Consider the following 21,887-nt stretch of genomic DNA (forward strand, 5'->3'; position numbering starts at 1 on the left):
GCTGCAACGGATCGGGGAGCGGCTAGTGGCGCTCGTCCTCCAGGTGCCGGGTCGGCACCGGGGCGGAGTGCTCGTAGTACACGGACTTGATCGGCGCGGGGAAGGCGGAGGTGCCGAACGGCGAGGCCGCGCCGATGATGCCGGAGGTGAACTCCCCGACCTCCAGGTGCCCGGGCTTGACCTCGCGGGAGCGGGTCTTGGCGGCCTTCGTTGCGGGCGCGTTGTCGGCCTCGCGGCCCACCAGGTTCGAGTCACTCATGACCTGGATCTTAACGGGCGCCTCAGCGGCCGGGAACCGGATCACGGGTGCCTCGGGTCACGCCCGGGCGGCACCGCAGGATGCGGGCGACGGCGAGCCTCCCGCCCGTCCACAGCCCGTACCGCGACACGGCCCGGTACCCGTAGCCCGAGCAGCTCGGCACGAACCGGCACTGCACCTGCACCCGCGGCGACAGGTACCGCCGGTAGCACGCGATCCCCCGCAGCCCGAACCGCCGCGGCCCCTCCCGGCGCGCCGCCTCGGCGCGCGCCAGTCGCTCCGGCGTCAACCGCCCGAACCCCAAGGCCCCCAGCGCCATCGCATGGAACGGCCCCGGATCGGTCGCGCCCCCGCACGGCCCCGCGCACGCATTGCACGGCCCGCCCGGATCGCACGCGGCCTCCAGCGGCGCCCCGCACCCGGCCGAGCAGCCTGGCTGGTACACGCTGACGCACCCGGAGAACTCCACCCGACAGTTCTACACGCCGCCCGCCCCCGGCCCCCGCGCGTCCGTCCATGTCCGAAAAGGAACCACTGCCCGTTGTAACCCGAACACCCCTGTATCAGGGAATTGCCAGGTTCGGCACAGGCCCGGTTCAGTCTCACGAGCCACGGTGAAGCCCTCGGGGAATGAGGGGTTCCCGAGGGGTTATGGACCCGGTGGGGCCATCGGAATCATCCTCCACTGACGATCGCCGCCGGCCCCACCGGGTACTCGCACCCCGTCCCGAACAACGATCACATTGCGCCCCAGCGCCCCCGACTGTCACACCCATAGGTCAGGGTTGTCGACCGGGGGGCCCATCGCACTGGACATTTCGGGAATATGCCGAAATTTCCGTCTCAGCGGTACCGCTCCGGGTCCGGCAGCAGCTCGTTCATCGCCCCCGACCGGAACCCCTGCGCGTCGAGCCGCACCTCCGCGAACCCGGTCACCGCCTCCAGCAGCACCGGCCGCTCCGCGACCGCCGCCACCAGCTCGGCGTCGATCTCCACCCGCGCGGCCCCGCCGCCCATGTCGCGCACCCGCAGGTTCCGCACCGGGATCGCGGCCGCCCCGAACGCGTCGCGCAGCGCCTCCTCGGCCTCGGCGACCCGCCGCAGCCCCTCGGCGGTGACCTCGACCCCGTACGCGATGCGGCTCGCCAGACAGGCCGCCGCGGGCTTGTCCCAAGTAGACAGACCCCACGACTTCGACGCCGCCCGGATCGCGGCCTTCGTGAGCCCGGCGTCGGCCAGCGGCGTGATCGCCCCCGCCCCCGCCGCGGCGCGGATGCCCGGCCGGAACCCGGCGGCGAGGTCGTCGGCGTTCGTGCCGGTCGCGACGGCGGCCACGCCGCGCGCCTCGGCGAGCGGCCCGACGACGCTCATCAGCTCGGTCTTGCAGAAGAAGCACCGGTCGCCCTCGTTGGCGCGGTAGCCCTCCCGCGACAGCTCGTCGGTGGCCGGCGCGTGGTGCGCCACCCCGAGGCCCTCGGCGAACGCCCGCGCCCGCTCCAGCTCGGCCGCCGGCAGCGACGGCGACACGGCCGTCGCGGCCTCGACCCGCTCCGGCCCGAGCGCCCGCACGGCGGCCGCGAGCAGGAACGCCGAGTCGGCGCCGCCGGAGAACGCCACCATCAGCGACGGCAGCGCGGCGAGCCGTTCGAGCAGCGCGTCGAGGCCCTGTCCGGCACCGGGCCCGGTGCCGTCTGCGGCGGCGGCCGGGGCGTCGGCGCGGCCGGATGCGGGAAGGGTCGCTTGGGGATCCGAGGTCACCCCTCAGAGACTAGCCCGCCTCACGCCTGCACCGTTTTCTACAGACATAACGGATATGTCCAAACCGATGGGCCCCCGGTTCAACAACCCTGCCCGAGAGGTCCGACATGTCGGGGTTCGCGAGCGGTCCTCGGAAGCGGGTTCCGGTGGGGCTATTCGAGGTCGGTGGCGACGGCGCGGAGGAGTTCGGCGATCTTGGCGCCGGTCTTGCGGTCGGGGCGGCGGCCGCGGGAGAGCGGGGGCATGACCTGCTGTTCGAGGACGCCGATGAGGTCCTGGAGGAGGCTGTTGAGCTCCTCGGGGGAGCGCTTGGGCGTCTCGGGGGCCGCGGCCGCGCCGACGCTCGCCGGGGCGGCGAGCACGTGGAGGCCCATCGCCTGGACGCCGCGGCGCGTGTCGATGATGCTGTACTCGACCTTGGTCCCCTTGGCGAGTTCCTCCACGCCTTCGGGGAGCGCGTCGCGGTGCACGAAGACGTCCTTGCCGCCGTCGTCGCGGGAGACGAATCCGAATCCCTTCTCGGCGTCGAACCATTTCACTCGACCACTGGGCACCGCTGAACCTCGAACTTCTCTCTGCCGGCTACTGATGAGTCCGTCAAGCCTAGCGTGGCATGGACCGGACGGTCCGGAACGCCCGGGTGAGGGCGCCGACACGCACTGCGATACCCCTCCGGGCCCTTGGGGATCGCGCGCAGAAGCGCCGTGGGCGCGCCCGTCAGGGGACGGCGATGCCGAGCTTCGGCACGAGCCCGAGCTCCGCGGCGCCGCCGAGGAGCCGCTCGACCGCCGTGCGCCCCTCCTCGCCGAGGTCGCGGGAGAACTCGTTGACGTACAGCTCGATGTGCTTGGCGCACACCTCGTCGGACATCTCCTGCGCGTGCTCGGCGACGTACGCGCGGCTCGCCTCCGGGTGCGCCCACGCGTAGTCGAGGGAGGCGCGGATCGCGGCGGTGACCGCGTCGGTGTCGAGGTGGGACTTCGCGACGATCGCGCCGAGCGGGATCGGGCAGCCGGTCGCGTCCTCCCACCATTCGCCGAGGTCGACCATGGACGCGAGCCCGTACTCGCCGTACGTGAACCGGGCCTCGTGGATGACGAGCCCGGCGTCGAAGCGGCCGTCGCGCACCGCGGGCATGATCTGGTCGAACGGGACGACCTCGACGGCCACGTCCGGTGAGCCGAGGTCGCGCAGCCACAGGTTGAACAGGAGGAACGCGGTCGAGCGGTCCGAGGGCACGGCGACGCGCTTCCCTTCGAGGCCGGTGAGCCCGCCGGGCCCGGTGAGGACCAGCGGCCCGCACCCGCGCCCGAGCGCCCCGCCCGCGGGCAGCAGCCGCCATTCGGGGCCGAGGTGCGGCAGGGCCGCGTAGGAGACCTTCGCGACGTCGAACTCGCCGCGCGCGCACGCGCTGTTGGTGACGTCGATGTCGGCGAACGTCAGGCGGGTGGCGGGGGCGCCGTCGATGAGGCCGGAGGTCCACGCGTGGTAGATGAACGTGTCGTTGGGGCACGGCGAGTGCGCCAGGTGCAGCGCGGCGCCGTCCTGCGGGTACGTGTCGAAGGGGATGCCCAGTGCGGCCATGGCCTACAGCTCCCTGACCGCGCCGGTGAGGGACTTCAGGGCCGAGCCCCAGTCCCAGCCCTCGACGTTCCGGTCGCCGACGAAGTTGGAGACGGTGCGGATCTCCGCGAACGGCAGGCCCGCCTGCTGGGCGGCGGTCGCTACGCCGAAGCCCTCCATGGCCTCCCCGACCGCGTCGGGGTAGCGGTGGGCGAGGTTCGCGGCCTGCCCGTCGGAGCCGGTGATCGACGCGAGGGTGAGGATCTCGCCGCGCACGCCCTCGACGGCGACGGTGAGGACCGTGTTGCAGCCGATCCGGTTGGTGCCGAAGCCGATCTCGTCGATCGGCTGGAACCGCCACGGGAGGTTCACGCCGAGCTCGGCGTGGACGGAGTCGGTGCCGATGAGCACGTCGCCGATCCCGGCGCGGCCCTGGAACGCCCCGCAGATGCCCGCGTTGACGACGACGTCGTACGCGCGGCCCATGTGGCTGTTCTCGGCGATGGTCCGCGCGGTGGAGGCGGCGGCCGCGGCTGGGCCGACCCCGCAGACGAGGATGTCCAGCTCGTGGCGGAGCGAGCGCCCGGCCTCGACGGCCTGGGCCTCCTCGGCGACCGCGCACACGACGAGTATTCGCATGCCTGAAACGGTACCGGCCCGGCCCCGCCCCCGGCCGCCGCACGGACCGTGGCGCCTGCCGCACCGGTGCCGCGGTCCGCATGCCGGGGCCGCCGGTCGCTCCGCGCAGCGCGACCGTCCCGGGTCCGGCGGGCAGCCCGAGGTTGACCTCTGGGTAAGGGCCCCCGGTTTCCAGCGTCCCTCCGGGGTGCGACATTTCCGGGCCGCCGCGGCGGCAGGTGTGGCGCATTCCGCTCCCCGGCGGGCGCACCGTCCGCCGGGTGCGGGCGCGAGCTGACCTATGCTTGAAAGCGTGCCTGACAGCTCCACCACTTCCGCCGCCGCCAAGACCGCCCGCGCCCGCAAGCCGCGGCTGGACAAGGCCCTCGCCGACGCCCTCGACCTCGCGCGCGAGGCCGCCGAGGAGGCCGGCGACGGGATCGGGGAGCACCTGAGCGTCGAGGCCGAGTCCGAGCGGGTCGTCACCCACTACTTCGAGTGCACCCTCCCCGGCTACCGCGGCTGGCGCTGGGCCGTCGTGCTCACCCGCGCCCCCCGCGCCCGCGCCGCCACCGTCTCCGAGACCGCGCTCCTGCCCGGCCCCGACGCGCTCCGCGCCCCCGCGTGGGTCCCGTGGGCCGACCGCCTCGAAGGCGGCGAGGTCGGCACCGGCGAGGTCCTCCCCACCGAGGACGACGACGACCGCCTCATGCCCGCCTACCAGCTCTCCGACGACGACGCCGTCGAGGACATCGCGTACGAGCTGGGCCTCGGCCGCGAGCGCGTCATGAACCGCGAGGGCCGCGCCGAGACCGCGCAGCGCTGGTACGACGGCGACCGCGGCCCCACCGCCCCGATCGCCGAGGCCGCGCCCGCGCCCGCCCGCTGCGGCACGTGCGGGTTCTTCATGCCGCTCGCCGGGTCGATGCGCCTCGCGTTCGGCGCCTGCGCGAACCTCTACTCCTCCGAGGACGCCCGCGTCGTCTCCGCCGACCACGGCTGCGGCGCGCACTCCCAGATCAGCGAGTTCGTGGACACCACGCCGCAGGGCGTGGAGAAGTCCGAGATCGTCTACGACGACGAGGGCTCCGAGATCCTCTAGGGTCCCGGCCGGGGGTCAGCTCCGCCGGTCCCGGCCGAAGTGGCGCCGGTCGGCGACGACCATCGCGGCCGTGCCGAGGAGGCCGACGATCACGCCGGTGAGCGCGCACGCGCCCCACCACTCCCTCCCCGAGTCCGCGAGCGGTTCGCGGAACAGCTGGGTCAGCACCAGGGCGACCGTCCACACCAGAGTCCCGGCGACGGCGATGGGCGTCATGCGCAGCCGCACGGCGTCGGCGGCGGGCAGCTCGGGCGTCTTCTTCACCCGGTGGTAGGCGGCGCGGGGGTTCGCCGACGAGCCGGACGCGGCCGGGGGCTGGGAACTTCCGTCGGTGGACACGCTGCCAATGTACGCTGCGACAGTCCCCGCGACAATCGGTCACGCCGACGCGAGTCGGGATCGCGTTGCCGGGGACGGACACCGCCGGGGGTCGCGCCGCCGCGATCGCGTATAGGCACCCCGCCGGTTGTGGTCCGCCGGTAGGGTTGGGCGTACGCTCGGATGAGCTGGCAATGCGGCGCTGACGAAGACACGAGGGGTGGAAGGCATGAGGCCGGTACGGTTCGTAGCCCTCTCTGAGGACGGTCATGCGCTCGTGCTCGCCGACGAACTCGGCCGCCTGCTGGCCCTCCCGCTCGACGAGCGGGTCGCCGCCGTGGTCGACGTCCCCGAGGGCGGCAGCGCGCTCCGCGCCAAAATGGACGCCCCGCCGTCCAAGCCCGCCACCGCGAGCCGCCCCGTCCCGCAGCGCCCGGCCGCCGTCAACCTCTCGCCCCGCGACATCCAGACCCGCATCCGCGCCGGCGAGTCCGCCGAGGACATCGCCGCGTCCGCGCAGGTCGCCGTCGACCGGGTCCTGCGCTACGCCGGGCCGGTCCTCCAGGAGCGCGCCATGCTCGCCCAGGCCGCCCGCCGCTCGCGGCTGGCGACCTCCGAGCGCGGCGAGCGCATGTCGAACGTCGTGGACGTGAAACTCGGCACGCACGGGGTCGACCCCGAGGCCGTCTCGTGGGACGCGTGGCGCACCGAGGACGGCTCCTGGCTCGTCCAGGCGTCGTGGTCCTCCGGGAAGACGACCGCGCGCGCCCGCTGGAAGCTCGACCGGGCCCGCCAGACCGTCACTCCCGACGACGAGATGGCGCAGTTCCTCTCGACGCCGCTGCCGGTGCAGGTCGCCGCGCCCAAGGACGTCCCGAGCGACCTGGGCGTGCGCCCGGGCGACCCGGTGCGGCCCTCGCGCGACCCGATGCACGGCCTGCGCGAGCACGACGACGACTCGCGGCCCGACCCGCTGCGGCGCGACCGCCTCCGGGAGGTCCTGGAGCGCCCGCTCGACGACGTCGGCGGGCGCGGCAAGCGCACGTCGCAGCTCGGCCTGCCCGGGACGACCGCGCCCGAGCAGCGGGAGACCCCCGAGGTCCCCTCGCTCGCGGTGCTGCGGCCCAACAAGCGCACCGTCGCCGACGACGACCTGAACGCCCTGCCGCTCGCGGCGGCCGGGTCGAAGCCGCGCAACCAGCTGCCCGGCTGGGACGACGTCCTCTTCGGGACCGCCGGCAAGGACTAGCCGACCGGCGCCGACCGCTTCAGCGGCGGGGCGGGCCTTCGGGCCCGCCCCGCCGCTTTTTTCGGGCAGCCCTCATGGCCCGGAGAACGCCGGGCCCCCGGTCAAAACCCTGGCACAGGGGTGTGACAGTGCCGGCGGGGCGGCGAAACGCGCGCAGCCTTCATGGCTCGGAGTGCGTTGGGCCCCCGGTCAAAACCCTGACGCGGGGGTGTGACAGTCCGGGGGTGTCCCAGGATTCGGGAGCGGGTGGGGGCGGGGGCGGGACGGGTGAGAGAAATCGGTCTCACTTACTGGCTTGCCGACCGGTAAGTAAATATCATTGAATGCGATGTCTCCGGTCCTCCTCGGCCAGCTGCGCCACACGTTCAGAGCCCTCGCCTACCCCGCCTTCCGGGTGTACGCCGCCGGGCAGCTCGTCGGCACCCTCGCGTTCTGGCTCCAGACGACCGCCGTCTCCTGGCTCGTCCTCGAACTCTCCGGGAACTCCGGGACCGCCCTCGGCTGGACCCTCGCGCTCCAGTTCGGCCCCTACCTCCTCTTCGGCCTCCACGGCGGAAAGATCGCCGACAGCTTCGACAAGCGCCGCGTCCTCCTCCTGTGCTCCCTGTGCTCCTCCGCGGTCATCGCCGTCCTCGGCGCCGTCGTCTTCACCGGCCACATCGAACTGTGGATGGTGTACGTCGGCATGTTCGCCTTCGGGTCCGTCGCCGTCGTCGAGGGCCCCGCCCGCCAGGCGTTCTACTCCGAGATCGTCGACCTGGAGGCCCTCCCCAACGCCGTGGGCCTCGGCAGCGCCATCTTCAACACCAGCCGCATCGCCGGACCCGCCCTCGCGGGCGTCCTCATCGCCGTCACCTCCACCGGCACCGTGATCGTCAGCTGCGCCGCGCTCGCGCTCGGCCCGGCCGTCTCCTGCGCGGTCCTGCTGCGTCGCAGCCTCTCCAACCCCGTGCACCGCCGCGCCGACTCCGGCGGCATCCGCGAGGCCCTGCGCTACGCCGGCGCCCGGCCCGACATCATCGCCGTCCTCGTCGTCTCGCTGCTCGTCTCGGGCTTCACGTTCAACTTCGCGCTGACCCTGTCCATGCTGGCGCGCACCGAGTTCGAGACCGGCGCCGACTCCTACGGCCTGCTGCTGACCGCGCTCGCGGTCGGCGCGCTCGCCGGGTCCCTCGCCTCCGGGCGCCGCTCCGGGCGGCCCACCCTGAACACGATGCTCCTGTCCTCGGCGCTCCTGGGCGTCGGCACGTTCGCCGTCGGCTTCTCGCCCTCGCTGTGGACGGCCATGGCGCTCCTGGCGCCCACCGGCTTCGCGATGGTCTTCTACGCGCAGGCCGCGAACCAGCGCGTCCAGATGGGCGTGCGCGCCGACTACCGCGGCCGCGTCCTGAGCCTGTACATGCTCGTGTTCCTCGGCTCCACCGCCGTGTTCGCGCCGATCGTCGGCTGGTTCATGGAGCAGTACGGCGCCCGCTCGGGCCTGTGGCTCGGCGGCCTCATCGCGATCATCGCGCCCGCGGCCGTCGCCCTCGCCAAGCGGTCGCAGCTGCGCCGCCGCGCGACCGCGCTCGCCGGGAAGGCCATGCCGTAAGGCCCCGCGGGGGCTCCACAAAGGGCGTGACGGTTCATATCGGTGAATCCCAGCAGGTGAACCAGAGTGAAGCGAGTGATCTCGCGTGGTGCCCGACTTCGCCGCAATCGCCCCGAACCTCCTGCGGCTCTAGCACCTCAGGAGTCAACTCGAACGTTACTTCCGCGAAATTACTGTCCCGTCCAATGGGATTTCACTGAATGAACGTCGGCGGTTGCTGCGAGGATAGGCACATCGTGACAGCCCTCGACCACGTCGCGTCGACGCACCAATCGCCGCAGGCGCGGGTCACCGATCCCGAGTAGAGCCCCTGGAGGGAATCCAGTGAGTGCCTCCGCCACCACGGCCGTACAGGCCGCGCCCCAGGTGCGGACCGAGCGCCTCTTCGCTGCGCTCCCGCTTCCCGACAACGCCGTCGCCGATCTGGCCGAAGTCGTCTCCGACCTCAACATCGCACGGCGCGGCGCCCCCAGCCGCCCCGGCGCCGCGGGCCGCAGGCCCGCCACCGGCGGCCGCCTGGTCCGCTCCGAGAACTGGCACCTCACGCTCGCCTTCCTCGGCGACGTCCCCGCCACCCGCTGCGCCGAAGCCGCCGAGGCCGTCGCCGCGGCCGCGCGCGAGTCCGCGCCGATGCGGCTGTGCGTCTCCGGCGGCGGGCGCTTCGGGCGCGGCCGCTACTCGGTGGTCTACGCCGGACTCGACGGCGACGTCGCCGCCCTCGTCGACCTCGTCCACCGCATCCGCGCCGGCCTCACCGCCGCGGATCTCCCGGTCGACCAGAAGCAGTACCGGCCGCACGTGACCCTCGCCCGCCCCGGCGACCGCGTCACCAACCAGCAGGCCGCGCAGGACCTGCTCACCCTCCGCCGCTACTACGGCCCGAGCTGGACCGCGAACGAGCTCGTCCTCTACCGCTCCGACTTCGGCAAGGCCCCCGCCGGCACCCAGCCCCACTACACCCCGATGGCCGCAGCCCCCCTCGGCGGCTGACCCCGGTCCGCAGCGCAGGAAATGTCGTACTCCCATGTCAGGGTGTTGAACTGGGGGCCCGCGATTCCGCGATCCCCGGCTCCGCCTCTGCCCTGAAAACCTCGGCCACAGGCGGGCGTCCGGCCGATGTCGGACCCCCGTGCCAGGGTTGTTGCCGGGGGCCCAGCGCTCCGATTGCCATAGCTGCTGCCCTCAAGGGAGAAACCCGCTCGCGATCTGCGCGAAAGCCCGGATCGGGGGGCCGGTGACCGGTAGAAAGAGGGCATGTCCCACAACGCTTCCGGCGCCGGCCGCTCCAGCACCGACGCGGCGCCGCCGCGCGCGCCCAAGAACGGGCGCCCGCTCGCGCGCGTCTTCCTCCGCGCCGCCGGGATCACCGCACTCGCGTGCTGGGCCGTGCTCCTCGTCTGGGCGTCGTTCGGGACCGGCGCGACCAGCACCGGGTCCTCCGGCGTGTACATGATCATCGGGACCGTCGGCTCCGTGCTCATCGCCGCCGCCGTCATCGCCACCGCCGCCGCCCACACCGGGCTGCGCATCATCATCGCCGCGCTCGCCACCGCCGTGTTCGCCGCGGCCGCCGGATGGGCCGTCTACTCCTCCATGCCCGAGGCCGGCCCCGGCCAGTTCATCACCCACCGCGCCGGGGTCGCCGCCCTCGCCTACGGGTTCGGCGTCGTCGGCGGCGGGCTCCTCGCGCTCTCCGAGTTCGTCGTCGAAGGCTACGCGGGCGGGCGCGCCCGCCCCCCGAAGTCCATGCGCCGCAAGGTCGGCGTGTTCGCCGTCGCCGTGGTCCTCCTCCTCGCCGCCGCCCTCGCCCCCGCCATGCAGCGGTGGGCCGAGCTCGCCAACCAGGACGTGCGCACCGGCGACACCGCCGTCAACGAGGCCGGACTCGACGGCCTCGCCGCGCTCTCCGGCGTCGAGCGCTTCACCGACACCCCCTACGGGCTCCTGCGCACCGACCACCCCGCCGACCCCACCCCGCAGGCCGTCACCATGCTCGACCCCGCCACCGGCGCCGCCGTCTGGTACCACCGCCGCTGGAACTGGCTCGCCTCCCAGCCGCCGGTCCTCTCCCACCCGCAGGACCTCGTCGCCCTCACCGGCCCCCGCGCCGACGACCGCGGCGACTTCCAGGTGCGCGTCCTGCGCGTCCGCGACGGCGAGGAGGTCGCCACCGCCGGGTTCGACGGCTCCCCCGGGACCCTCCTGGCCCTCGCCGACGACCGCCTCCTGTTCGCCGAGGACGGCAGCGCCGTCTTCCACGTCTACGACTTCGGCGGGAACCTCCTGTGGGACGCCGAGATGCCGCCCGGCTGCGAAGGGAACGCCGCCCAGGTCGCCGCCGGCCGCGTCGCCCTCCTCGCCAAGTGCGTGCCCGCGCCCGACCGGCCCGTCGCCCGCGACTACGTCCTCGCCTTCGACCTCGACGACGGCGCCACCGCCTGGGAGCAGGAGGTCGACAAGGCCGCCGAGGTCGTCCCCGACTCGTTCCTCGTCTCCGGCGACACCGTCCTCATCGACAGCCGCATCGAGCACCGCGTCACCGACGGCCCGTTCTCCGCGCGCCGCTTCGAGCACCAGCTCATCGCCTACGGCCTCGACGACGGCGCCGAGCGCTGGCACATGAGGGACCAGTCCTTCGGGTCCACGAACTCCTCGGCGTGCGGCGGGACCCTGCACCTGTCGCAGCCGACCGCCGCGCTCGGCGCGGGCGTGGCCGCCGGGGGCGAGGCGCGCGCCGACGTGCCCAAGGCCGAGCGGCGCACCGTGCAGATCATCGAGTGCTACACCGCGAAGGACCGCGAGGGCTCCTGGCTGGGCGTCATGTCCTACGACGCCGACACCGGCGAGCGGCTCTACAAGAAGGCCGTGCGCCTGGGGTACACGCCGCTCGACCCGGAGGTCGCGCGCGGCTGGGGCACCGTCCTGCCCGACAACCGGGCCGTGCTCGCCGCCGACCAGTCGCTCGACCCGAACCGGCCCGACTGCCACCTGTACGAGGTCGCCGGGGGCGACGTCGCCGAGGTCGCGCTCCCCGCGGCCGGGACCGAGGGGACCGCGGTGCCCGCGAACTGGTGCCACGACGCGCAGATCAGCGCCGTCGCCACCGGCGCGGCCATCAGCTACGTGGACGAGGACGGGACCCGCGGCATCGCCGTCGTCTCCTGAACGCGGCCCCCGGGGCGCGCACGACGTGGGCGCACTGTCCGGCCGCCCCGGGGCGAACGGTGCGTGACCGGGGGGTGAACGCCGCGCGACCGCAGCGGGAACGGCGACAATGATCAAACTGTGTGATCGATTACCGAGGAACCGCGCACGAGTGATGCGCGAAACTGCGGTAGTGTTTCTCGCATGTGTGGAATCGTTGGATACGTCGGCCGCCGCAGCGCCGTCGACGTCGTGCTCGACGGCCTGCGCCGTCTCGAATACCGCGGCTACGACTCCGCGGGCGTCGCGCTCGTGTCGGCGGACGGCCGCGTCGAGGTCGACAAGCGCGCCGGGAAGCTCGCGAACCTCGAAGCGGCCCTCGCCGACCACCCGCTCCCCGAGTCGACGTGCGGCATCGGCCACACCCGCTGGGCCACGCACGGCGTGCCCTCCGACCGCAACGCGCACCCCCACCGCTCGCACGACGGCCGGATCGCCCTGATCCACAACGGCATCATCGAGAACTTCGGGCAGCTGCGCGCCGAGCTCGAAACCGACGGCGTCGAGTTCCTCTCCGACACCGACACCGAGGTCGCCGCCCACCTCCTCGGCGCCGAGTACGGCGTCGACGGGGACCTCACCGCCGCCATGGCCCGCGTGTGCCGCCGCCTCGAAGGCGCGTTCACGCTCCTCGCGGTCGCCGCCGACGACCCCGACACCGTCGTGGGCGCCCGCCGCAACTCCCCGCTCGTGGTCGGCCTCGGCGAGGACGAGTACTTCCTCGCCTCCGACGTCGCCGCGTTCATCGCCTACACGACCGACGCGATCGAGCTGGGCCAGGACCAGATCGTCACCATCAACCGCGGCGGCGTCGCCGTCTCCGGCTTCGACGGCGAGCCCTCCGAGGGCAAGCCGTTCAGCGTCGACTGGGACATCGCCGCCGCCGAGAAGGGCGGCTACGACACGTTCATGGCCAAGGAGATCCACGAGCAGCCGCAGGCCGTCGCCGACACCCTCCGCGGGCGCATCGACGAGTCCGGGCAGATCGTCCTCGACGAGGTCCGCATGTCCGACCAGGACTTCCGCGACATCGACAAGGTCTTCATCGTCGCGTGCGGCACCTCCTACCACGCCGGGCTCGTCACCAAGTACGCCATCGAGCACTGGACGCGCATCCCCTGCGAGGTCGAGCTCGCCTCCGAGTTCCGCTACCGCGACCCCGTCCTCGACCGCTCCACGCTCGTCGTCGCCATCTCCCAGTCCGGCGAGACCATGGACACGCTCATGGCGGTGCGGCACGCGAAGGACCAGAAGGCCCGCGTCCTGTCCATCTCCAACACCGTCGGGTCCACGATCCCCCGCGAGTCCGACGCCGTCCTCTACACGCGCGCCGGGATCGAGGTCGCCGTCGCGTCCACGAAGGCGTTCCTGACGCAGCTCGCCGCGTGCTACCTCGTCGGCCTGCACCTCGCGCAGGTCCGCGGCATCAAGTACGCCGACGAGGTCTCCGCGATCCTCGACGAGCTCGTCGCCGCCCCCGGCAAGATCGCCAAGGTCATCGAGAACCTCGACCCGGTCCGCGAGATGGCCCGCGAATGCGCCGCCAACGGCGACCGCGTGCTGTTCATCGGCCGCCACGTCGGCTACCCCGTCGCCCTCGAAGGCGCGCTCAAGCTCAAGGAGCTCGCGTACCTGCACGCCGAGGGCTTCGCCGCGGGCGAGCTCAAGCACGGCCCGATCTCGCTCATCGAGACCGGCACGCCCGTCATCGCGATCGTCCCCAGCCCGCGGGGCCGGTCCCTCCTGCACGACAAGATCATCTCCAACATCCAGGAGGTGAAGGCCCGCGGCGCCAGGGTCATCGCGGTGTGCGAGGAAGGCGACAAGATCACCGCCGTCCACGCCGACCACGTCATCGAGACGCCCGCGTCCCCGACGCTCCTGGCGCCCCTGCTGACCGCCGTCCCGCTCCAGGAGTTCGCCGCCGAGCTCGCCACGGCCCTCGGCCGCGACATCGACCAGCCGCGGAACCTCGCCAAGTCCGTCACGGTCGAGTAGGGCGCAGTCGAGTAGAGCGCGGTGGACCGGAGCACGGTGCGGTAAGCAGCACGGCGGCGCTCCCGAAGCGCCGCAACACGATCCGCGACGGGGGCGGGGACTGCGCTCCCCGCCGCCGTTCCAGTTGCCCGCCGCCGCGGCGATATTGGACACTTGCGTGCGAACACCCGCAAGTCGTGCGCGGCGTTTATGCTCGGCGGGTGAAAAAACGCACCCTGATCTCCGGCGCCGTGGCGATCACCGCCGCGGGCGCCATCACCCTCGCCGGGACCGTCGTCGCACAGGCCCAGGAGACCGGAGACGAGGCCCTCGGGGCCGCGCTCGACGCGATCCTCGCCGACGCCAGGCTCACCGACTCCCAAGCGGGCGTCGTCGTCGCCGACGCCGCCACCGGCGAAGTCCTCTACGAGCGCAACCCCGACAAGCGCGCCATCCCCGGCTCCAACGACAAGCTCTTCACCACCGCCGCCGCCCTGGAGGCCCTCGGCGGCGACTACACGTACGCCACCGACGTCATCGGCGAACCGCCCGTCGACGGCGTCGTCTCCGGCGACCTGTACCTGCGCGGCACCGGCGACCCCACGACCCTCGAAGCCGACTACGACCGCCTCGCCGCCGACCTCGCCGCCGCCGGAGTGACCACGGTCGACGGCGACCTCGTCGCCGACGACACCGCCTTCGACGACGTCCGCTCCGGCGCCGAATGGGGCTGGTCCGACCTCCAGTTCACCTACGCCGCCGAGGTCACCGCCCTCAACATCGCCTCCGGCGACGACCACCAGGCCGGGTCCGTGCGCCTCTTCGTCAAACCCGGTGCCGCCGCGGGCGACCCCGCCGTCGTCACCACCGTCCCCCAGACCGACTACCTCGACATCGTCTCCACCGCCACCACCGGCACCTCCACCAGCGTGAACGTCAACCGCGACCCCCACGACAACACCGTCCGCATCTCCGGCACCGTCGCCGCCGGAGGCAGCGGCACCTACGCCACCCGCGCCGTCATCGAACCGACGCAGCTCGTCGCCGACGTCTTCGCCGACTCCCTCGCCGAAGCGGGCATCGACCTCACCGGCGACCTGCGCTACGGCGAACCCACCCCCCAGGCCGCGGGCGACGTCCTCGCCACCCACGCCTCCGCGCCCCTGTCCGACCTCGTCGTCGACATCCTCAAGCCCTCCAACGCCTCCATGGCCGAAGCCCTCTTCAAGACCCTCGGCCACGAAGCGACCGGCAAGGGCACCTTCGCGTCCGGCAAGGCCGCCGTCTACGCCGCCCTCGACGGGTACGGCGTCGACAACGGCCCCGTCCGCATCGCCGACGGCTCCGGGATCTCCCGCCACAACATGCTCACCGCCGGGACCATCGCCGACCTCCTCGTCGGCGCCGAAGACGCCCCCTGGTTCGACACCTGGCACGACGCCCTCCCCGTCGCCTGCGAGGACGGCACCCTCGCCGGCCGCATGTGCGGCACCCCCGCCGCAGGCAACGTCCGCGCCAAGACCGGCTCCATGACGAGCGTCTCCGCGCTCTCCGGGTACGCCACCGACGCCGACGGCCGCGAACTCGTCTTCAGCATCGTCCTCAACGACTTCCTCTACTCCAGCGTCAAGGACATCGAGGACAAGATCGCCACCGCCGTCGCCGCCCACGCCGCCGACACCACCGAAGCCGAGATCGGCACCCTCGCCTCCGAGATCGACACCCCCGACCTCGAAGCGCTCGAAGCCGAAGCCGACGAGCTCCCCGCCGCAGGCGAGATGCCCGCCGGCCTCGAATGCTCCTGGTACGAGCCCAGCACCTGCTAGCACCCCAAGGCGCCAGGGCCCGGCCGCCGACGCGGCCGGGCCCTCCCACGTCCCCTGCCATTCGACACCGAACGGCCCCAGCCGGTCCCGCACCGTCCACAACCCGCCCCGACCTGACGGCCGGTCAGACCACCACGCTCGCGGATGAACCCGCCCGAACAGGGGCGGGACGCCCGATCCCGTGGCACTCTTGACGGGTGATCGTCGCCGTGGGCATAGACGTCGTGGCCGTGGACCGGTTCGAGCGCGTACTCGAACGGACCCCCCACGTCGCCGACAAGCTCTTCACCGAGGCCGAGCGCAGCGCCCCCGACGGGCGCCGACGCCGCACCGAATCCCTCGCCGCCCGCTTCGCCGCCAAGGAGGCCGTGGCCAAAGCCCTCGGCGCCCCCGGCGGAATGCGCTGGGCCGACTGCCAAGTGCTCTCCGAACCCGACGGCCGCCCCTCCCTCACCATCACCGGATCGGTGGCCGCCGTCGCCGCCCAGCGTGGCGTCTCGCGCTGGCACGTCTCGCTGTCGCATGATGGCGGTATAGCGACAGCGGTGGTGATCGCCGAGACGGCCTGACGGCCAACGACGTTCCGGAGAGGAACAGCCATGGACGGTGCATGGACGGCAGCGGCGGTCCGCCGCGCGGAAGCCCAACTGATGGCGACACTCCCGCCGGGGACCCTCATGCAGCGCGCCGCGGCCGGCCTCGCCGCCGAATGCGCCGCCCTCCTCAAAGAACAGCGATCCACCCGCACCGAACGCGCAGGCGTCTACGGCGCCACCGTCACCGTCCTCGCCGGACCCGGCGACAACGGCGGCGACGCGCTCTTCGCCGCCGCCCGCCTCGCCCGCCGCGGCGCCCGCGTCTTCGCCGTCCCCGTCATGGGCGGCCGCGTCCACCCCGTCGCCGCCGCCGCCCTCACCCGCGCGGGCGGGCGCCTCGTCGCCGAGTCGCCCCGCCGCTGCGACCTCCTCCTCGACGGCGTCCTCGGCATCGGCGGACGCCCCGGCCTCCCCGGCCGCGCCATCGACCAGCTCGCCCGCCTCGACGCCGGAACCGTTGTCGCCGTTGACGTCCCCTCCGGCGTGGACGTCGACACCGGCGCCGTCCCCGCCAGCGCCGTCACCGCCGACACCACCGTCGCATTCGGCTCCCGCAAGCCCTGCCACGTGCTCGGGCGGGCCGCGCTCCTCACCGGGCGCCTCGTCCTCGTCGACATCGGCCTGGGCCCGCACCTGGACCCGAACCCGGCCGTGCGGGTCGCGGGCGAGACCGACATCGCCCAGTGGTGGCACCGCCCCGGGCCCGACGACGACAAGTACACGCGGGGCGTCGTGGGCGTCGCGGCCGGCTCGGACCGGTACCCGGGCGCGGCGGTCCTGGCGACCGCGGGCGCGCTGGCGGGCCCGGCGGGGTACGTCAGGTATGCGGGCGGGGCTTCGGACGCGGTGCGGCGCAGCCATCCCGAGGTGGTGTGCACGCCGACGGTGAAGGAGGCCGGGCGGGTGCAGGCGTGGCTGGCCGGGCCCGGGTTCGGGACGGACGAGGCGGCGCTCGGGGAGCTGCGGTCGGTGCTCGTGTCGCCCGCGCCGGTGGTGCTGGACGCGGATGCTTTGACGCTGATCGGGGAGTACCCGTCGGTGCTGTCGCGGCGGGAGGCGCCGGTGGTGCTGACGCCGCACGACCGGGAGTACGAGCGGCTGTACGGGTCGCCGCCGAGCGAGGACCGGGGGGCCGCGGCGGCGGCTTTGGCGAAGCGGTTGAACTGCACGGTGCTGCTGAAGGGGCACCACACGGTGGTGGCGTCGAGCGACGGCGCGGTGTGGGCGAACCCGACGGGGCGGCCGCAGTTGGCGACCGCGGGGTCGGGGGACGTGCTCGCGGGGTTCATGGCGTCGCTGCTGGCGTCCGGGATGGACGGTGTGCGGGCGGCGGTGGCGGCGGCGTTCCTCCACGGCCGTGCGGGCGGCGCGGCGGCGGCCGGGCACCGGACGGTGACGGCCTCGGACGTGGCGCGGGCCCTGCCGGGCGCGGTGGGGGAAGTCTTGACGGCGGCCCGGTCGTAAGCCGGTCCCGGCGGGACGTAAGCGCCTGCGGGAGTGTCGTACCCGCGAGGGAGGCTTGAATATCGGGGGGTCTCGCGACCCCCTCCCAGGGGGGTGCCTGCGGGCGGGTCTACGGCCCGAACGGCGGGCGGCGGGGCGGGATGTTGTACCCGCGAGGGAGGCTTGAGTATCGGGGGAGCTCGCGCCCCCCGCCAGTCGGGGTGCCCTCGGGTTACCAGTCTTCTCCTGCGCGTTTGATGCGGGCGGGGGCGAGGCCGGTTTCGTCGAGGAGGTAGGTGCGCATGGCTTCGAGGCCGGGGGAGTAGACGTGGAGGCTGACGGCGGGGGCCGGTGAGTCGTTGCGCATGGCGTGGACGGTGCGGTCGTCGACGGCGGTGACGTCGCCTGCGGCGAGGCGCTGGCGGTGGAGGCCGGGGAAGTCGCCGGGGGTGACGGTGTACTCGGTGAGGTGGCCGGAGACGACGGCGACCGCTGCGGCGGCGGGGCGGGCGACGCCGCCGTGGTCGTGGAGTTCGGTGCCCTGGCCGGGGAGCCAGGCGAGGAGCCAGGCCTCGTGGTCGGGTCCGGCGAGGACGCGGCGGGCCCAGCGGCTGGCCTTGGTGAAGCGGGGGCTGAGGGTGAGGTTCGCGGCGTAGAACCCGGCGAGGGCTTCGAGACGCTCGGTGTCGAGGACGGCGGGTGCGGCGGAGATCATGGCGGGCGTGCGCATGTGTCGGATGGACCTTCGGTGCGTCGGAACGGTTGTCGGTGTCTGGGCGCGCCGAGCCGCACGGGGCGGGTCAGCGCTGGTGACAGCGGGGACAGGGGCACGACATGAAGGCCATGGCCCCATCGTAGCAATTCCCAGCCAACTCACAGGAGCGACACACCTCCGGTGGGAGGGTCGCTACGCTGCGAATTTGTCACGACCGGGGTCTACCGGAGCCGAATCGGCCGCGCTAGGCTCATGTCTGGCCTCGCCGCGCCGTCGTCGCGCCCGGCCCCGCCCTCGGTAGCCCCGGTCCATCCCGACCTCCCGAATCCCGAAGGAGCACCCTCCTCGTGAAGCAGTCGTCCGTCCGCCGCAAGTGGACATCCGCCGCCGTCATCGGCGGGCTCCTGGTCTCCACGGCCGCCTCCGCCCCCGCGTGGGCGCAGCGCGACACCGGTGACATCAGCGACGAGGTCGAGCAGACCAACGACGACCTGGCTGCGGTCGTCGACGAGTACAACCAGCTCGCCGAGGAGATCGACGACAACCAGCACCTCATCGAGGAGACGCAGGTCTACCTGGCGGACGCCGAGGAGAACCTGAACGCCCTGCGCGACCAGTTGTCGGCGTACATCCAGTCGGCCTATGTGGACCAGGGGATCGGGGACGCGGCGATGCTGCTGGACTCGGGCTCCCCGGACGCGTTCGTGGAGCGCATGGACCGCCTGAACTCGGCGAACCTGTACAACTTCGAGCTGATGGACGAGCTGCGCGCGGCCTCCGAGGAGTACAACACCCAGAACGAGCTGCTGCTGGAGCTCCAGGCGGACCTGGAGACCGACCAGGCGGCCCTGGAGGCGAAGACCGACGAGCTGACCTCGCGGATCGACGACCTCAACGAGGAGTGGATGACCGTCGCGGGCGAGGAGGTGCCGAGCTTCAGCGAGTACGACCTCCCGGCGATGACCGACGACGAGTACACGGTCGTGAAGTTCGCGCTCAACCAGCTCGGCGACCCGTACGTGTGGGGCTCGGCGGGCCCGAACTCGTGGGACTGCTCGGGGCTGATCATGGGCGCGTACGCGGAGCTGGGGATCAACCTGCCGCACAACGCCGCCGCGCAGTACGGGCAGACCGCGAGCATCTCCGAGGACGAGTTGCGCCCCGGCGACCTGGTGTTCTACAACAACCTCGCGCATGTGGGCATGTACATCGGCAACGGGTACATCGTGCACGCGCCGAACTCGACCACGGTGGTCAAGGTGGTCCCGCTCCACCACGGGAACTCGTACTACGGCGCCACGACGATCCTGCACTAGGGGTCCGACAGTCTTCAGGCCCCGCGGCTCCGGTCGCGGGGCTTTTCCGTGCCCGGCTCCGGGTCAGGGGTCGTTCCGGCGCCGCGAGGGCGCGCGGCCTGCGCGCGCCGCTACTCGGGGTCGCAGCGGACGACGAGGATCGCGATGTCGTCGCGGGGGGACTCGGGGGAGAACGCCTCGACGGCCTCCAGGAGGGCCGTGGCGATCTGGCGGGCGCTCTTGCCCGCGGCGCCGCGGACGGCGCGCTCGATGCGCTCGTGGCCGAACATGGCGGCGCCGTCGCGGCGCTCGGTGACGCCGTCGGTGAAGAACACGAGGGCGTCGCCGGTGTCGAGGCGGACCTCCTCGGGGTTGACCTTCACGTCCGGGAAGAGGCCGACGGCGGTGCCCTCGCGGCCGACCCATTCGAGGCCGCCGGAGGCGCGCAGCAGCAGGGGCCGCTCGTGCCCGGACAGGCACAGCGTCGCGGTGATCGATCCGAGGCTGTCGCGGTCGAGGAGCGCGGAGGCGATGGTCGCGTAGCGGAGGTCGCCGGGCTGCTCCAGGAGGGTCGCGTTGAGCAGTTCGAGGGCGCGCGGGAGGGGCCGGCCGTCGCGGGCCATGACCCGCAGGACGTCCCGGACGACGCCGGTGACGGCCGCGGCCTGGGCGCCCTTGCCGCACACGTCGCCGATGGCGACCCACAGGCGGTGGTCGGGCAGCTCGGTCGCGTCGTAGAAGTCGCCGCCGACCTCGGTGCCGACGACGGGCCCGGGCCCGGACCCGGGCAGGCGCCGGGCGGTCGCGGGCAGGTACTCGGCGGCGAAGGACACCCCGGCGACGTCGGGGAGCGACCCGGGCATGAGCGCGGCCTGGAGCTCGTGGGCGACGGCCTGGCGCTCGGCGTGGATGCGGGCGTTGTCGAGGGCGAGCGCGGAGCGCTTCGCGAGGTCGGCGATGACGGCGCGCTCCTCGGAGGAGTGGTGCCGGTCGGCGTGGCGGCCGACGGTGAGGACGCCGATGGTCGCGCCGCGCGCCGACAGCGGCACGGCGATGCCGTCGAGGCCGCGGGGCACTGGCAGCTCCATGCCCGTCCACCCGTCGGAGGTGAGGGCGGCGCCGAGCGGTTCGGCGGCCGCGTCGAGGCGGGTCCGCAGGTGCTCCAGTTCGCCCTCCTCGACGTGGGTGAGGGCGGCGAGGCGCAGGCCCGCGCCGTCGCCGGTGAGGCTGACGGCGGCCCAGCGGCCGAGCTGGGGGACGACGAGCTGCGGGATGAGCGCGACCGTGAGGTGCTCTTCGAGGGAGTGCGCGAGGAGCTCCCCGGCCTCGGCGAGGTAGGTGAGCCACCCGGAGCGGCGCTGCTCGTCGGTGCGCATCCGGTCGATCTGCACGGCGAGGGCGACGCGCTCGGCGACGAGGTCGGCGAGGGGCCGCCAGGACGGCTTGGGGTCCCCGGCGAGGACGAGGCGGCCGTTCGCGGGCGCGGTGAGCGGCAGGGCGGCGCTGACCGCGGCGGCGCCGACGTCCCCGAACTGGGCGATGACCTGCGCGCCGGTGCCGTCCCCGGCGTCGTACTCGATGGCGCCGCCGTCGGCGCCGGTGGCGTCGTGGCAGCGGGCGAGCAGCTCGGTGACGATCTGGTCGACCGGGAGGCGGGACTGGAGTGCGGGGGCGACGGTGAGGAGCGCGGCGAGCTGCCCCAGGTCGGGCTCGGACTCGCCGCCGTCGTCGGGGACCGGGCGGGGCGCGGGGGGCGCGTCGGGGTCGCGGTCGATGCGGAACCAGATGGACTTGCCGGTCTGGTCGTGGGTGGTCCCCCACGAGGACGCGAACCGGTCGACCAGGAGCAGGCCGCGCCCGCCCTCGGCGGTGACCTCGGGCATCGCCGTGTCGAGCGGGTCGATGCCGCCGGAGCGGTAGTCGGTGACGGTGACGCGCACGCCGATCGAGTCGGCGGCGACGGTCAGGTTGATGTCGGTGCCGGCGTGCACGACGCCGTTGGTCGCCAGCTCGGTGGTGAGCAGCAGGGTCTCGTCGAGCAGCTCGGTGAGCCCGGCCTCGGCGAGGACCGCGCGGACGGCGGCGCGGGCTGCGGCGGGGGAGCGGTCGTCGGCCGGCAGCCGCAGCCGACGGGCGGCCCTCTCGGGGTACGTCACCGGGCCAGTCTATGCCCGGCCCGCATCGGCCTGCTGCACCCGTTCGGGGCGGTCTACCTGCCGCTCGACGGGTGGGCGGTCCGCCGCGGGCGCCGCGGCCCGCGCCGGGTGCGTCCCGGTCCGGTCGCCTTGCGCCGCTTGAGGAGACGGGCCCGGTTTGAGCCGGTCGCGGGGTGGGAACCCGGGGGCGCCGGCGCGGCTCCCGCTGCGTCCCCTT

General features: G+C 73.5%; 19 protein-coding genes. 10 read left to right on the forward strand and 9 right to left on the reverse strand.

The features are described 5' to 3' along the window. Window positions 1-22: 22 nt before the first annotated feature. The 6 genes from ACFFXY_RS04540 to mqnB all read right to left on the reverse strand — a co-directional run bounded on the left by ACFFXY_RS04540 (window position 23) and on the right by mqnB (window position 4,219). The gene (locus tag ACFFXY_RS04540; protein WP_382346266.1) at window positions 23-259 is read right to left on the reverse strand and encodes a hypothetical protein; all 237 of its coding nucleotides are present in this window, start codon (window positions 257-259) and stop codon (window positions 23-25) included. A 22-nt stretch (window positions 260-281) separates the two neighbouring features. Continuing rightward, window positions 282-548 (reverse strand): membrane protein insertion efficiency factor YidD, encoded by a 267-nt coding sequence (yidD, locus tag ACFFXY_RS04545; protein WP_382346268.1) that lies wholly within the window; start codon window positions 546-548, stop codon window positions 282-284. 554 nt (window positions 549-1,102) lie between these two features. After that, entirely contained in the window at window positions 1,103-2,017 is a 915-nt protein-coding gene (gene larE / locus ACFFXY_RS04550) for an ATP-dependent sacrificial sulfur transferase LarE (RefSeq protein WP_382346270.1), read from the reverse strand. A 152-nt stretch (window positions 2,018-2,169) separates the two neighbouring features. Further along, complete coding sequence (locus ACFFXY_RS04555) at window positions 2,170-2,571, reverse strand: cold-shock protein (RefSeq protein WP_382346272.1); 402 nt, start codon at window positions 2,569-2,571, stop codon at window positions 2,170-2,172. Between the two features lie 163 nt (window positions 2,572-2,734). After that, the gene (locus tag ACFFXY_RS04560) at window positions 2,735-3,550 is read right to left on the reverse strand and encodes a 1,4-dihydroxy-6-naphtoate synthase (RefSeq protein ID WP_382347388.1); all 816 of its coding nucleotides are present in this window, start codon (window positions 3,548-3,550) and stop codon (window positions 2,735-2,737) included. Window positions 3,551-3,604: 54 nt separating this feature from the next. Next, the gene (mqnB, locus tag ACFFXY_RS04565; protein ID WP_382346274.1) at window positions 3,605-4,219 is read right to left on the reverse strand and encodes a futalosine hydrolase; all 615 of its coding nucleotides are present in this window, start codon (window positions 4,217-4,219) and stop codon (window positions 3,605-3,607) included. Window positions 4,220-4,511: 292 nt separating this feature from the next. Between mqnB and ACFFXY_RS04570 the strand changes: the two genes are divergently transcribed. After that, window positions 4,512-5,300, forward strand: coding sequence for a DUF3027 domain-containing protein (locus ACFFXY_RS04570; RefSeq protein WP_382346276.1), 789 nt, complete (start codon window positions 4,512-4,514; stop codon window positions 5,298-5,300). Window positions 5,301-5,315: 15 nt separating this feature from the next. On the opposite strand, the gene ACFFXY_RS04575 is transcribed toward ACFFXY_RS04570, so the two are convergent. Then, on the reverse strand, window positions 5,316-5,639 hold the full coding sequence (locus ACFFXY_RS04575; RefSeq protein WP_382346278.1) for a DUF2530 domain-containing protein: 324 nt from the start codon (window positions 5,637-5,639) through the stop codon (window positions 5,316-5,318). A 208-nt stretch (window positions 5,640-5,847) separates the two neighbouring features. Here ACFFXY_RS04575 and sepH point away from each other — a divergent pair, with 208 nt between their 5' ends. The 8 genes from sepH to ACFFXY_RS04615 all read left to right on the forward strand — a co-directional run bounded on the left by sepH (window position 5,848) and on the right by ACFFXY_RS04615 (window position 17,525). Next, window positions 5,848-6,867: a septation protein SepH gene (sepH, locus tag ACFFXY_RS04580; RefSeq protein ID WP_382346280.1), complete on the forward strand. Its 1,020-nt coding sequence runs from the start codon at window positions 5,848-5,850 to the stop codon at window positions 6,865-6,867. A gap of 328 nt (window positions 6,868-7,195) precedes the next feature. Continuing rightward, window positions 7,196-8,458 (forward strand): MFS transporter, encoded by a 1,263-nt coding sequence (locus tag ACFFXY_RS04585; protein WP_382346282.1) that lies wholly within the window; start codon window positions 7,196-7,198, stop codon window positions 8,456-8,458. Window positions 8,459-8,782: 324 nt separating this feature from the next. Next, the gene (gene thpR / locus ACFFXY_RS04590; protein ID WP_382346284.1) at window positions 8,783-9,448 is read left to right on the forward strand and encodes an RNA 2',3'-cyclic phosphodiesterase; all 666 of its coding nucleotides are present in this window, start codon (window positions 8,783-8,785) and stop codon (window positions 9,446-9,448) included. 264 nt (window positions 9,449-9,712) lie between these two features. Continuing rightward, complete coding sequence (locus ACFFXY_RS04595; protein WP_382346286.1) at window positions 9,713-11,623, forward strand: outer membrane protein assembly factor BamB family protein; 1,911 nt, start codon at window positions 9,713-9,715, stop codon at window positions 11,621-11,623. Between the two features lie 183 nt (window positions 11,624-11,806). Continuing rightward, entirely contained in the window at window positions 11,807-13,660 is a 1,854-nt protein-coding gene (gene glmS, locus ACFFXY_RS04600; RefSeq protein ID WP_382346289.1) for a glutamine--fructose-6-phosphate transaminase (isomerizing), read from the forward strand. A gap of 200 nt (window positions 13,661-13,860) precedes the next feature. After that, complete coding sequence (gene dacB / locus ACFFXY_RS04605; RefSeq protein ID WP_382346292.1) at window positions 13,861-15,465, forward strand: D-alanyl-D-alanine carboxypeptidase/D-alanyl-D-alanine endopeptidase; 1,605 nt, start codon at window positions 13,861-13,863, stop codon at window positions 15,463-15,465. 197 nt (window positions 15,466-15,662) lie between these two features. Next, complete coding sequence (locus tag ACFFXY_RS04610; RefSeq protein WP_106364325.1) at window positions 15,663-16,034, forward strand: holo-ACP synthase; 372 nt, start codon at window positions 15,663-15,665, stop codon at window positions 16,032-16,034. A gap of 30 nt (window positions 16,035-16,064) precedes the next feature. Next, complete coding sequence (locus ACFFXY_RS04615) at window positions 16,065-17,525, forward strand: NAD(P)H-hydrate dehydratase (protein WP_382346295.1); 1,461 nt, start codon at window positions 16,065-16,067, stop codon at window positions 17,523-17,525. A 211-nt stretch (window positions 17,526-17,736) separates the two neighbouring features. On the opposite strand, the gene ACFFXY_RS04620 is transcribed toward ACFFXY_RS04615, so the two are convergent. Continuing rightward, the gene (locus ACFFXY_RS04620; RefSeq protein ID WP_382346298.1) at window positions 17,737-18,234 is read right to left on the reverse strand and encodes a cysteine dioxygenase; all 498 of its coding nucleotides are present in this window, start codon (window positions 18,232-18,234) and stop codon (window positions 17,737-17,739) included. A 332-nt stretch (window positions 18,235-18,566) separates the two neighbouring features. Between ACFFXY_RS04620 and ACFFXY_RS04625 the strand changes: the two genes are divergently transcribed. Further along, window positions 18,567-19,535 carry a C40 family peptidase gene (locus ACFFXY_RS04625; RefSeq protein WP_382346300.1) on the forward strand — a complete coding sequence of 323 codons (969 nt, stop codon included), beginning with the start codon at window positions 18,567-18,569 and terminating at the stop codon, window positions 19,533-19,535. A gap of 110 nt (window positions 19,536-19,645) precedes the next feature. On the opposite strand, the gene ACFFXY_RS04630 is transcribed toward ACFFXY_RS04625, so the two are convergent. Beyond that, window positions 19,646-21,670, reverse strand: a complete 2,025-nt coding sequence (locus ACFFXY_RS04630; RefSeq protein WP_382346303.1) for a SpoIIE family protein phosphatase — start codon at window positions 21,668-21,670, stop codon at window positions 19,646-19,648. Window positions 21,671-21,887: the final 217 nt, after the last annotated feature.

Source organism: Glycomyces mayteni (assembly GCF_042428885.1).
Taxonomy (GTDB): domain Bacteria; phylum Actinomycetota; class Actinomycetes; order Mycobacteriales; family Micromonosporaceae; genus Glycomyces; species Glycomyces mayteni.

What these genes read in the sequence shown, in the direction of transcription:
- ACFFXY_RS04540 (WP_382346266.1), bottom strand. Translation starts at nt 259, where the DNA reads ATGAGTGACTCGAACCTGGTGGGCCGCGAGGCCGACAACGCGCCCGCA.
- mqnB (WP_382346274.1), bottom strand. Translation starts at nt 4,219, where the DNA reads ATGCGAATACTCGTCGTGTGCGCGGTCGCCGAGGAGGCCCAGGCCGTC.
- sepH (WP_382346280.1), top strand. Translation starts at nt 5,848, where the DNA reads ATGAGGCCGGTACGGTTCGTAGCCCTCTCTGAGGACGGTCATGCGCTC.
- ACFFXY_RS04585 (WP_382346282.1), top strand. Translation starts at nt 7,196, where the DNA reads ATGTCTCCGGTCCTCCTCGGCCAGCTGCGCCACACGTTCAGAGCCCTC.
- ACFFXY_RS04595 (WP_382346286.1), top strand. Translation starts at nt 9,713, where the DNA reads ATGTCCCACAACGCTTCCGGCGCCGGCCGCTCCAGCACCGACGCGGCG.
- glmS (WP_382346289.1), top strand. Translation starts at nt 11,807, where the DNA reads ATGTGTGGAATCGTTGGATACGTCGGCCGCCGCAGCGCCGTCGACGTC.
- ACFFXY_RS04615 (WP_382346295.1), top strand. Translation starts at nt 16,065, where the DNA reads ATGGACGGTGCATGGACGGCAGCGGCGGTCCGCCGCGCGGAAGCCCAA.
- ACFFXY_RS04620 (WP_382346298.1), bottom strand. Translation starts at nt 18,234, where the DNA reads ATGCGCACGCCCGCCATGATCTCCGCCGCACCCGCCGTCCTCGACACC.